This window comes from Clostridium fungisolvens (genome assembly GCF_014193895.1).
In the GTDB taxonomy this organism is placed as follows: domain Bacteria; phylum Bacillota; class Clostridia; order Clostridiales; family Clostridiaceae; genus Clostridium_AR; species Clostridium_AR fungisolvens.
On sequence record NZ_BLZR01000001.1, the window covers coordinates 2,149,846 to 2,162,589 of the forward strand.

General features: G+C 30.5%; 8 protein-coding genes. 6 read left to right on the forward strand and 2 right to left on the reverse strand.

Going from position 1 to position 12,744, the window contains the following annotated elements; genetic code table 11:
• Positions 1–57 precede the first annotated feature (57 nt).
• Positions 58–567 (reverse strand): hypothetical protein, encoded by a 510-nt coding sequence (locus tag bsdtw1_RS09095; RefSeq protein ID WP_183277260.1) that lies wholly within the window; start codon positions 565–567, stop codon positions 58–60.
• Between the two features lie 281 nt (positions 568–848).
• On the opposite strand from bsdtw1_RS09095, the gene bsdtw1_RS09100 reads away from it, so the two are divergent.
• The 6 genes from bsdtw1_RS09100 (at position 849) to bsdtw1_RS09125 (ending at position 12,147) form a co-directional block, all read left to right on the forward strand.
• Positions 849–3,851 (forward strand): exonuclease domain-containing protein, encoded by a 3,003-nt coding sequence (locus bsdtw1_RS09100; RefSeq protein ID WP_183277261.1) that lies wholly within the window; start codon positions 849–851, stop codon positions 3,849–3,851.
• A gap of 174 nt (positions 3,852–4,025) precedes the next feature.
• Positions 4,026–4,352, forward strand: a complete 327-nt coding sequence (locus bsdtw1_RS09105) for an ArsR/SmtB family transcription factor (protein WP_183277262.1) — start codon at positions 4,026–4,028, stop codon at positions 4,350–4,352.
• A gap of 132 nt (positions 4,353–4,484) precedes the next feature.
• Positions 4,485–6,839: a YhgE/Pip family protein gene (locus tag bsdtw1_RS09110; protein WP_183277263.1), complete on the forward strand. Its 2,355-nt coding sequence runs from the start codon at positions 4,485–4,487 to the stop codon at positions 6,837–6,839.
• A 412-nt stretch (positions 6,840–7,251) separates the two neighbouring features.
• Positions 7,252–11,007, forward strand: coding sequence for an alpha-L-arabinofuranosidase family protein (locus bsdtw1_RS09115; protein ID WP_183277264.1), 3,756 nt, complete (start codon positions 7,252–7,254; stop codon positions 11,005–11,007).
• Positions 11,008–11,322: 315 nt separating this feature from the next.
• The gene (locus tag bsdtw1_RS09120; protein ID WP_183277265.1) at positions 11,323–11,676 is read left to right on the forward strand and encodes a hypothetical protein; all 354 of its coding nucleotides are present in this window, start codon (positions 11,323–11,325) and stop codon (positions 11,674–11,676) included.
• A gap of 102 nt (positions 11,677–11,778) precedes the next feature.
• Positions 11,779–12,147 (forward strand): hypothetical protein, encoded by a 369-nt coding sequence (locus tag bsdtw1_RS09125; protein WP_183277266.1) that lies wholly within the window; start codon positions 11,779–11,781, stop codon positions 12,145–12,147.
• 221 nt (positions 12,148–12,368) lie between these two features.
• Here the strand turns inward: bsdtw1_RS09125 and bsdtw1_RS09130 are convergent, their stop codons facing one another.
• Positions 12,369–12,689 (reverse strand): spore coat protein, encoded by a 321-nt coding sequence (locus tag bsdtw1_RS09130; protein ID WP_183277267.1) that lies wholly within the window; start codon positions 12,687–12,689, stop codon positions 12,369–12,371.
• Between the last annotated feature and the right edge of the window lie 55 nt (positions 12,690–12,744).

The following is a 12,744-nucleotide window of genomic DNA, read 5'->3' on the forward strand; positions in this document are numbered from 1 at the left end:
AAGACTATAATTTCTAATATTTAAGTAGAAATTATAGTCTTTTTAATGTTAAACTTTTTAGACACTAAAGTCAAAATTGTTACCAGATCCCTGACCTTTATTATTTGATAAAGATTCAATATTAGAATACAAATTATATGGATTAGAAGATAAAATAGTTGAAGTATTCGAGGTATACGTTCCATTTTCAATTCCATTATACTGATTCAAGATATTAATAGTCGATAATTCTGAGGTAGAGTCACCAGTTTCTAGAAGAGGTAAGATATTTGAATTAGTATCAGCCGGGATATTATTTAAAGAGTTAGTATCAGTTGGTATTGATAAGTTACCAGAACTATCATAGCTTAAAGGAATTCCGTAAGTTGGTTCAACTTTTTTATAAAGATCATCTAATTGTGAAGTGGGACTTTTTCCCGAATACGTAGATTCTTCATAATTTCCTTTAACTGCAGAATCCACATTACTGATGAGCATGCTACTGCTTTCATACATTGAATCACTTGAATTTATTGAATTCCATAAGGAAGACATATTATATGTACTCATAATACTACTGACATCCATATACTTTCACCTACTTTCAATTTTATTTAATATTATTTTCGTATTGTAAACACTATTGTTGAGCAGAAAATGTGGAAATTCATAAAATGTTAACCAAATTTTTTAGATTCAATACTTATTGTAGAGAAAACCAGTTCGAGATATAATAGAAAAATAAAAAAGAAGAATATTATCTACCTTTAATCATATGCATTTGGAAAGGCAGATAAACGAAAGGTTCACTGAAGAAGATCGCTTCAGCTACTTTTTTAAAGTTTACTAATGAAAATCGAGGAGAAAGTATGTATCCTTTTAGTATATTAAATAACGTAGTATTTTTAGATATTGAGACAACTGGACTCAATCCATTAGAAGATAGAATAATAGAAATTGGTGCAGTTAAAATAAAAGATAATATTGTTACTAAGTTTAGTAGTTTAGTAGATCCAAAAATGGAAGTTCCATTAAATATTCTTGATTTGTGTACTGGAATAAATCAAGAAGCATTGGAGAGTGCACCTGAATTGGATGAAGTTATGAACAATTTGGTTGACTTTATTGAAGAATTTCCGATAATTTGTCATAACGCAGCTTTTGAAAAGAGTTTTCTTAAAGTAGAAAATAAGTTTTTGGATTCATTGGAGCTTATAGCTATTCTTTTTCCTGAGTTTCATGAATTTAATCTCCAATATTTGATGAAAAAACTTTTACCTAAGAATAGGATAGAAATACATAGAGGACTTAGTGATTCAGAAGATACTATTGAAGTCGTTAATTATGCCATAAGTATGTTTTACTTTGATAATGGTTTTACAATCCCAATGAGTATCACAGAGCTAGAAGCATGGGATTGGTATAGGTTTATAACAAACATAAATATGGATGATGTTAAGAATTTTATTTCCAATATCCCCCAGAAAACTAAAGTGGAAAATCAAAAAAAATATACTGTCTTTGCTCTTAAAGACTATGAAAAACTTTTCGAAAATGAAGATATATGGAAAAGAAATAGAAGTGGCTATAAGCTTAGGCCTCAGCAAAGAGATGCATCTAGGTTCATAAAAGAAGGGTTAGAAGGAAACAAGTTTACTATTATGGAAGCTCCTACTGGACTTGGAAAAAGTATGGCGTATTTATTGCCTGCTTCTATTTATACTCATCTAGAAGAGGAAAAAGTTATTGTTTCTACAAATACAAAAGGACTTCAGAATCAATTGGTTGATAAGGATATTCCAAACCTTTTAGAGGCTTTGAACTTGAAAAATGATATTAGCTATACATTAATAAAAGGGAAAAGTAATTATTTATGCTATTATAGATTTGAAGATATAGAGTATCCAAAAGATATGAAAAACCTCATAGGTTATATCTATTTAAAGAGATTAATTACAGAAAAAAGCTTTGGTGATATAGAAGAAATTAATTATCTAATAAAAGAGAAGTTTAATTTAAGTGGCTTACTAGAGCAGTGTTTTTGTGATTCAGAGCTTTGTGATGTAGATAGCTGCAAATATCGAGATATGTGTTATTATGCTTCTAAGGTGGAAGCGTTAAAAGAAGCTCAATTAATAGTAGTGAATCATTCTTTATTAGTTAAGTGGCCATATCAGAGTGTAGCTCCACTTGAAAACATCGTAATTGATGAAGCACATAATCTTGTACAGGAAGCTTATGAGGCTTTTGAGGAGACACTTGTATCTTATGAATTTTATAAGTTTTTAACAGAGATATATGATGAGGAAGGGAAAAATGGCTTCTTATATTACCTATCACTCAGAGCAAAAAATAATAATTTGCCTTTAAAAAATATACAAATAGGAATAAATCATTGCCTAGAACAAATAGAAAATGTAGGATTAGCTTTTGATAGCTATATAAATTCTAACTTAATAAATAGAGATTATAATATAAAAGAACACTTAAACAAAAATAATCCAAATATGACGGGGATTATAAAATGTTTACAATATTTAAAAGAAGATATTGCAGACTTAAATTTAAATATTGATAAAGCTGTTAATGTTTTGAAAGAGATAACTGCTCTAGAAAAAGATAAACGGCTAAAGATAATGATTGAAAAAGTTGAAGTAATAAGCGGATATATTAAGCTGATTGAAAATGTAATTGAACAAAGTAAAAATGACCACTGTTTTTATTTTGAAGTTGAAAAAAATCTTAAGTGGTGGAAAATTTCAAGCATTCCTTTAGATGTATCAAGTGATTTTTATGAAAAAGTGTTGAAAGGTACTAAAAGTTGTTTATTTATATCTGCTACATTAAGCACAGATAATGGATACAATAATTTGAAAAATAATTTAGGAATAAGCATAGCTAAATCACAGCATAAAGAAATAATAGAGGTACCTCCTATAGAACCGGTTTTTGATTATAAAGGAAGAAGCGCAATATACAGCTTTGATAGCATGGACCCAAATGATATTGGCGCTTTCTCAGAAGAAATGAAAAGTTTTGTTTTAGAGCTTTTAAATAATATTGAAGGAAATATAATTATTCTCTTTACAAGTAAAAAAAGATTACAAGCTTTTAAATCTGCTGCTGCATTGGAACTTAAAAATTTAGATGTAAGAATTGTAGAAGGAAAAAAAGACATAGAAAAGCTTAAATCCAGAGAAAAAAGGTTTATACTATTGGGTTCAAAAGGCTTTTTTGAAGGAATAGATATTCCAGGAGACACTATGACTAATGTAATCTTAGATAAGGTTCCCAATATTAATAGTAAAGAACCACTATATAAATCTTTAGTAGAAAAGGGGCTTGAAAGAGGAAAAGATTATTGGCAATCTTATGCTAATGTTAATTTTCCAATTGTATCTATTGACCTAAAACAGATTTATGGAAGAATTATAAGAACAGAATATGATTATGGAGCACTTTTTATTATGAGCAAGTTTGATAGGAATAACTCAACAATTAGGAAGCTCGAAAAACAGTTGCATGGTGTTCCTATAGTAAGAAAAGAACAAGAAGAAATTTTTAAAGATTTGAAACTAAGAACATTAAGATGGAAACAAATGAATCTTTACAAAATAATGAAGGAAGTTAAAAATACTTTATTTGAAGAATTAAAAAGAAAAAAACAGGAAAATAACAGTTCATCTATTAAAGATGTTGAGAGTTACGTGAATAATTTTATGCTAGAAGAATATGAAAAAAGAAATTTGAAGTATGATGTACATATTTATTTCACTGAGCAATTAATGATATATATAAACGGAATAAAAATAAATCTAGGGAACAATAAAAAAGCAATAACACAGTACTTTGAAGATATTTTATGTTTTTAAGTTTGTTTTAAATTAAAGGTGTCTTGCAATACCAATTGCAGATGCCTTTAAAATTTAAATTAAGATTTTTATGTAATTGTATACATTCTTCGACACATATTGACAAAAGAATTATAAAGTTTTATTATAATAATATGTTTAAGAGATTAAACCAATAAACGGTTGGAGGTTAGTATGGATAATAAGCCAAATAAGGAACAAATTATAGATATATTTAGGCAATGCATTCCTTTTTTTAATGTTTTAGCTGATGAAAACAGACAAAATATAATTATGCTTTTAGCAGAAGAAGAAGAAGGACTTAATGTAAATAAGATTACTGAAGGAATTTCACTTTCTAGACCTGCTATTTCACATCATCTAAAGATATTAAAACAGGCAGGTTTTGTAGGAATAAAAAAAGTAGGTACTGAAAATTTTTATTTTCTTACGTTAAAAAGCCCAATAGAAAAAATTAAGCTACTTATGAGTTTTATAGAGGGCACTTGTCATTTTAGATAAATTTTTTTGCGTCGTTGGTTTAATTGATTAAACGAATAAACATAAATAATATTATCCATTTTAACCTCCGTGTTAAAAAACTTATCTTATATGATAAGAAAAATAGTAATACAAGTTAAGGGAGGTAAAAGAATGAACGGAAAAAATAAGACAAGCAGTAAAAAAACGCTAATTATCATTTTAAGCATAGCATTAGCAGCAGTAATGTTCATACCAATGCTTTATTCTTCTATTTACCTTGGAGCATTCTGGGATCCATATGGTAGGCTTGACAATGTACCAGTAGCCTTTGTAAATATGGATAAGTCAGTTACTAAGGATGGCAAGGAGTACGCAGTAGGAAAGGAACTTGAGAAGAATCTAAAAACAAATGATAAAGTAGCTTGGAAGTTTGTGAGCTATGAAGATGCTCAAAAAGGCGTTAAAGGCACTGACTATTATGCGATGATAGAAATACCTGAAGATTTTTCTCAAAAAATTGCTGCTTCACAGGATGGAACATTTAATACTCCTGAGGTAATTTATGAAGGAAATAAAGGAAGAAACTTTGTATTTTCTCAAATATCAGAAAAGGTAGCAGAAAGTATTAAGACTGAAGTAAGTTCAAGTATTCAGAAAGAGATCTCTAAAGCATTAATTGACAGTTTGTATGATGTTAAGGTTTCTATCAAAGATGCTGGTGACGGTGCATCACAGTTACAAGATGGTACTCAGAAGCTTTTAGATGGTAGTAAAACCTTAGCTGATGGACTTGGGACTGCTGCAAGTGGATCAGGACAATTAAAAGATGGTTTAATGCAAGCGAGTAACGGAGCTGCAACTCTTGAAAATGGAACAAAGCAATTATTAGATGGAAGTAATACTTTATCAAGTGGACTTAATCAAGCTTCTAATGGATCAGCAGGTTTAATATCAGGATTAAATACACTTGCTAATGGAGAAGCTCAAGTTGTAGATGGTTCTGGAAAATTAATAGATGGATTAAATACATTTAAGCAAAACTTAACAGCTAGCAATGATCAGATACCTAAACTTGTCGGTGGTGCTAAAGCCCTTAGTGATGGAACTGCTGCATTAAAGGCTGGGGCAAAAGATTTAACTTATGACAATGTTAAAGCATTAGCAGATGGGATTAATTTAGAAAGTGGTGCTATTAGCAATGCAAATAGTAAGATTGATCCAAGCCTTCTAAATGATATAAATAATTCTAGTTTAACAGATATTGATAAGCAAAAAATAGCTTTGTTAATCGGAACTATTAAAAGTTTAAATACTGCTAACCAAAATAACAACATAGGTGGACACCTTTCAGATTTAGCTGAAGCAGTAAAACCGCTACCTGATACTTTACAACAGTTAAGTGACGGTTCTAAGAATCTTTATTCTGGGATAAATCAATTAGTGAGCGGTCTATCAGAAACTCAAAACAAAGCAGCAGTCGGTGTAGATCAGCTTATAGCTGGAGCAAAAGCAATTCAAAATGGTAGCTCAGCTTTGCAAGCAGGTTTAAATACAGCAACTGAAAAAACTGGTGAGTTATCTAGTGGTTTGAATCAATTGAGTATTGGCTCAACTTCTTTAAGAGATGGCTTACAATCTGCCAGTGCTGGAACTACTAGTTTAAAAGACGGGTTAAATACAGCGGCAGTAAAAACAGGAGAATTAACAGATGGACTTAATAAATTAAGCAGCGGTTCAGTAGCGCTGAAGAATGGATTAAATGATGCTAATGATGGAGCTGCTAAACTTAAAGATGGACTAATTAGTGGTTTTGATAAAATGAATGAAAACTTGAAGTTTAACTCTGATAATATGTCTAAGTTTGTATCAGCACCAGTTACCCTTAAGGATAACTCAATAAATGATATTAAGTATTATGGAGAAGGACTTGCACCATACTTTGTATGTCTTTCTTTATGGTTAGGCTCTATGTTCATAAACCTTGTATTATCAATAGCAAAGAAGCTTAATGTGACTGAGAATAGGTTTATTAGGAGCTTTGGTGGTAAATTTGCATTTGGTGCAATAATGGCAACTTTACAAGCCTTGATTTTAAGCTTTGCGTTAGTTAAGGGATTAAACATTGATGCTACAAACATAACAAGTTTTTATGTAAGTAATATCTTTATTGCAATTGTGTTCTTTAGTGTAATGTATGGAGTATCTCATGCTATTGGGGTAATAGGTACGCCAATAATGTTCATTATATTCCTTTTACAACTATCATCTTCAGGTGGAACTTTCCCAATAGAGACAGCTCCTACTTTTTATAGAGTTGTTGGACAAATCTTCCCGATGACCTATGCGATAAATACACTTAGAATGATTATCGGCGGAGTAAATACTGCAGTTCTACATAAAGACATAATTATACTTCTAACATTTATGATTGCTTTCTTAGGCGGTGGCTTTACTTTAAGAGTAATACTTAACCTGTTTAAGAGCAAAGATAACGATGATGATGCTCAAGAGTTAAATGCAGCATAGATAAATAAAATAATTTAATGATATATAGAAAAAAGGTAGTTCAAATCGAACTGCCTTTTTTGCATTTCAATTTATTATTTTAAAACTAATTTGCTAATTCATACTACTCAGTCTATTTATTTTAATATTGTATAGAAGAAAGAACTTTGTTTTATCATAATCTCAATTAAATGTAGTTATATACAGCAGAAAATACATATAATTATAATTTTTTAAAAGTGAAAATACTATCTGATAATAGTGTGTAATTGAGTCTTATTAAGTAATTAACATGGATTTATAATTTACTTTATTGGATGTTAACCAGCTAATTATAAAATTATAAATTGACATACTATTTTATAATAATGTAAAATAGTTTATATAAGTATGAAATGTTTATTATCTAAAATAGTATGAAAGGGGTTATTATATGAGACAGTACAATGATAAGATTAATTATAGTGATAAAATGATTGCGCATTATAAATTTGATGATTTAAACCATGTAGGCAAAGATAGTTCGAATAATGGAAACCATGGAGAAGTATTAGGAGAAGCAAAGCCAATTATTAAAACAGTTGCTGGTAAAATCGCTGCAAAGTTTCAAGGAGGGAAACATAAAACCTCCTACATAAGTCTACCTTCCAATTTACTCAAAGATGTAAATGATAACACAGGATTAACAATATCAACATGGGTATATTTAGATAAAGGATTAAGTGTGTGGGAGAGAATTTTTGATTTCGGAAAAGGACCAGCAGGCCCATATTTATTCTTAACTCGTAATTTACGTGGAGTATTAAATGCAGGAGCTGATATTGTTGCTGATGCTGGACAAACTTATCCAATTGGAGAGTGGCTACATGTTGCATATACGATTTTTGGCACTGAGGGAGGAACTTTAAGTAATGCTGGCCCAATCGTATACGTTAATGGCAGGGTAGTAGCTAACGGATTAATAAGTCAAACCTCTAGCGGAACTTATGCAAAGCTTAGAGAATGGTTTGATACCTTTAATAAAGAAGAAAATTATAGCAGTAATAGCATAGGTAAATCTCAACATGAAGTGGATGTTGATTTCTGTGGTTCACTTACAGATTTTCGTGTTTATAAAGCAGCTTTAAGTGAAGATGAAGTGATTGAGGTTATGTGTGAAGCTCTGACTGATGAAGGAATAGTAAATTTAGCAAAAGATAAGTACTTATCATTTCCAGCTTCAATTTTGTCTAATGATGTAACTTTACCTACAGCTCTTATGGGTGGAAAAGTAAATGTTTACTGGGAATCAAGTAATAAGGATGTTTTAACCGATGAAGGTGTAGTAAAGTCTATAGAGAAACCTCAAGGAATAACAATTACTGCTAAGTTGCAAAAGGGGAGTTATTCCACAGAAAAGTCTTTTGAAATATCTGTTCTTCCAAAAGATCTGCCACAATATATGCTAACAATTGACGGAAGCAAGGAAGTTGTTGATATAAGCGAAACTTTATATGGTCTATTTTATGAAGATATAAATAATGCTGCAGATGGTGGAATTTATGCAGAACTCGTAAGAAACCGTTCCTTTGAAGCTTTTTCTTTTGACACTTATTCCATAGAGTCGGGAGAAAATGCAGTATCTACTGGAAGAAATCATACTCCATTAGAAGCTTGGTACGGAGATTTAGATAAGGTTAAAGTTAAAAATGAAGGGGGATTAAATGATTTCTTTAAAATAGAAGATAAAGAAATTAACTCTTATTATGTTACAGTTGCTAGCGGCGCAACTATATATAATAGAGGTTTTTCAGATACAAATAACTATTGCTCTATGTTCATAAGAAACGACGCAAAATATGACTTTACAATTTGGGCAAAGGCAGAGAAAGAATCTACTATAACACTTGAATTAAAAGATAGTGATAATAATGCAATTAGTGATGTGGCGGTAGTTAAGGTAGAAGGAAATAATACTTGGAAAAAGTATGGTGTAGAAACTAAAGTTGTATTAACTGGCTCTAAGTCAGTACTTGGTCAGCTTGTGTTAAGCTTTGAAGGTGAAGTATCAATTGATATGGTATCTTTAGTTCCTGAGGATGTTTGGGGGGTGTCTGAAGAAAAATCCTCAAAGACTGCTCACTTTAACTATAATGGGAATCCAAATTATAGATTGAGAAGAGATTTGGTTGAGTCCTTAGTAAAGCTTCACCCAACCTTCTTACGTTTTCCAGGAGGATGTATTTCTGAAGGGTCTTTTATATGGGACAATGTTTATGATTGGAAGGATTCTGTAGATGATGTTGAGTTACGTAAGGAAAACTTTAATGTATGGGGATATGGTATGACTATGGGTCTTGGCTATATGGAATACTTCCAATTAGCTGAAGATCTAAATGCAACACCACTTCCTGTAATGGCTTGTGGTGTTTTATGTCAGGCTCGTTCAGATTATGCTAACCCAGCAGGAGGAGCACTTAGAGATAGATATATCAATAACTTTACTGACCTTATAGACTTTGCAATAAGTACTGACTTTGAAAATAATAAATGGGCAAAGCTACGTAAAAAAATGGGGCATGAAGCACCTTTTGATCTTCATTATTTAGGAGTTGGTAATGAAAACTGGGGGACTGAATTCTTTGCTAGTTTTGAAATTTTTAAGGCAGCAATTGATGAGTATATGGAAAAGAATTATCCTGGTTATGTGTTATATATTATATCAACTGTGGGAGCTCAAGCAGATGATGATGCGTATCAAAATGGATGGAAGTTCTTAAGTGGTAATTTAACCGGAACTACAAAGGTAAGCTTTACTGATGGAAAGATAAGTACTGAAGAAGAAGTTTCTTGGTATAAGAAACAAAGTCATTACATGGAGACAATAGCAGATGAACATTATTATCGTTCAAACCAATATCTTTTAAATAATGTTGATAGATACAACTATTATTATAGAGCCTACAATTCTGATGGCAGCTTAAATGAAAAAGAAACTTCAAAGGTTTTTGTTGGAGAATATGCTTCAACAGATAAGAATACATTATCAGGAGCAATAGCTGAAGCAGCAGTAATGACTGGGTTTGAAAACAATTCAGATGTAGTAAGGCTTGCGGCAACAGCACCGCTATTTAACAAAGTTTTGACTGACGATGTTTACAGATGGACACCAGATTGTATTTGGTTCGATGATGAAACAGTATGGCACACACCAAACTATTATGTACAACAATTATTTGCTAAATATATAGGAATGAAGACATTAAAAACGTCTTTCTCTAGTTATCAAAAAGGTGAAAAGAAAGAACTAGTTTCATGTGGAGGTATTGAAATTGCCACTGGAAATGCAGAAATTGCTATAAAAAATGTGAAAATTCTTTGTAATGAAAGTGGAAAAATAATTTTTGAACAAGATTTTACAAAGGAATTAAGTGAGATTTGGAATGTGATTCCTGGATCTGCAGGTTATACAATTGATTCAACAAAAGGTCTAGTTCTTAAAGCTCAAGCATCGGGACTTAATGGATTATATATAATGAATGATAAATGGAAAAACTATAAAGTAGAAGTCCTAGCCTCTAAAATTCAAGGTATTGACGGATTCTATGTTGGAGTAGGACTAACAAACGTTGAACTTGAAAGTAAAAATGTATTAGAGTACGCAATTGCTTACGGTGGTAATGCAACTGGTGTGAAGGTGTTTAAAAATGGGGTAGAAGGTTATACTTTAGGTGATTATTCATCCAGTACAGCGTCAGGGAATTTAAGAGCTGCAACATATGAGGAAATAAAGAACGGTATAGAATATTCTATTACTGTAAATTATGGTGGGGTTCACGGTAGTAATTTAATTTGCTCGTATAACGATGGTGTCAATTTTAGTAAAGTATTAGATTACAAGCTGGAAGCTTATAATAATCAAGTATTTAATTCAGTAACACGAGATTCTGAACATGTTTATATTAAACTTGTAAATGCAGACAATTTCCAGAAAAAAATAAATGTAGATATTAAAGACATTTATTTATCTGATAGAGCTAAGGCAATTGTATTAACAGGAGAAGAAGATATTGCCCATCTACCTAATGTAAATAAGAAGAATGATGAAAAGATAATTCCAGTAGAACTAGATATAAAATTAATAAACAATAGTGTAACATTGGATTTGCCATCAAACTCTGTGAATGTATTGGTTTTTGATATAATATAAGGCTTTGTGTTGAAATTATAGAAGTAAAATTAGTGGCAGGTAGTAAATCAAAACTACCTGCCCTTGTTATTCTGTTAAATGTAACAAAACAAAATCTATGAATACTTAAATTTTCGTATAAGAAAAAAGTTGTAATTATGCTTTGTTATAAAGATTTATGGATACTTATTAATAGTGAAAAAAATTATATAAAATTAAGTTTTTCTTAAGGTTCAAAGTAGAGTTCTATAGTTTACTTTAAGTTTAATGGGGAGTATCATATATTTATAAGTTATGCAAATTTATGTAAATAATGGTTATGGGAGGGCGAGGAAAGTGTTTTTTTTACCACAAGTTTTACCAACAATTTTCGTTGTAAATAAAACTGACCAAGATCTAGAAAATATATTTTTTACTATAGATGATTACAAGGCAAAGGATCCTAAAATAAAAAGAATAAAATGTGGAGAGACGAAGACCACAAGTATATATAACAAAGGATATGCTGGAACGAAAGCATTATATTTATATCATTATGACAAAAATAACGTGAAGCATCAGTATATAATATATGATCAAATAACCGCTAGTTATTGTAATAATATACGAGTACTAATCACAAGTATAGATAAGACAGGCTCTTTACATTTCAGTGTCACCTTAGATTATGACAATATTAGAACTCATTAATATTAGAACTCATTAATATTAGTACAGTTTAAAGTAACATAATTAGTAATGAGTAAAGAGGTATATTATGGGGGGTTATAAAAAATAAGAGGAGGAATTAACATGCCAGGATTTTCTGGAACAATGATAATGCAATCATGGCCTAATATTTATGTGGCTAATAAGACTGGAAAGCAGCTAAATGATATCTATTTTACTATGGATGGATATACAAAGCCAGATGTTAAAGTTAAAAAAGTGAAGAGTGGAGCAACTACGATAACTGCAATATATAATAAAGGATATGTTGGAACAAGAACACTCTACTTATATCACTATGATGAAAGTAATTATAAGTGCCAGTATGCAATTTATGATAAATTAGTTGCTAATTATTCAAACAATATAAAAGTAACTATAAAGGATATAAAGGAAGATGGCACATTAGTATTAGATGTAATAATCGATTATGATCCATTGAAGACTCACTAATGAATGAAAGAATAGAATAAGGTTCCTGTAAGTTACCTAATATACAACTATAGTTGAACCACTTCGTGATTAGATTTATATTTTCAAATTATCCGTTTATAATGCATAGGGCTTTGAAAATAGATTTCGAATTGAAGTGTTTCATCTTTATAAAATAAATAGTTGTAATTGTGGTTGTTACAGGAACCTTATATTCATTACTAGAACATTCTATTAGTTTATCATCTAAATAAAAGTTTTTCAGAAGTTCCTTTGAGCTTTAAAGCAGTATCTGTACTTTGCATATCTATTTTAAATTGTTCAGAGATATCATAAGCATTGTAATAACCTTTATTTAACATATAATTAAAAATCTTTTCATGTGTAGAAATAGCTGCATTCAAGTGATTTCTTAAAGTTAGCCTAAGTTCAGGGGTGGTTGCTTCAGTTAATGCAATGGAATAACTTCTCACAGCACTTTTTGCTGAAAGTAAAAAATCTGTTGCAATAAGTTGATCACTCATCTTGTTTAGACCAGTAAGATTTTCTATTACCGAATTCATAAAATCACCTCCTTAAAAACTTGCTTATTTTAGTAGATTTCTTTTGATTTATATA

Bases quoted from the DNA above. Each gene is read 5' to 3' on its own strand.
- bsdtw1_RS09095 (WP_183277260.1), bottom strand. From the start codon at position 567: ATGGATGTCAGTAGTATTATGAGTACATATAATATGTCTTCCTTATGG.
- bsdtw1_RS09100 (WP_183277261.1), top strand. From the start codon at position 849: ATGTATCCTTTTAGTATATTAAATAACGTAGTATTTTTAGATATTGAG.
- bsdtw1_RS09105 (WP_183277262.1), top strand. From the start codon at position 4,026: ATGGATAATAAGCCAAATAAGGAACAAATTATAGATATATTTAGGCAA.
- bsdtw1_RS09110 (WP_183277263.1), top strand. From the start codon at position 4,485: ATGAACGGAAAAAATAAGACAAGCAGTAAAAAAACGCTAATTATCATT.
- bsdtw1_RS09115 (WP_183277264.1), top strand. From the start codon at position 7,252: ATGAGACAGTACAATGATAAGATTAATTATAGTGATAAAATGATTGCG.
- bsdtw1_RS09125 (WP_183277266.1), top strand. From the start codon at position 11,779: ATGCCAGGATTTTCTGGAACAATGATAATGCAATCATGGCCTAATATT.
- bsdtw1_RS09130 (WP_183277267.1), bottom strand. From the start codon at position 12,689: ATGAATTCGGTAATAGAAAATCTTACTGGTCTAAACAAGATGAGTGAT.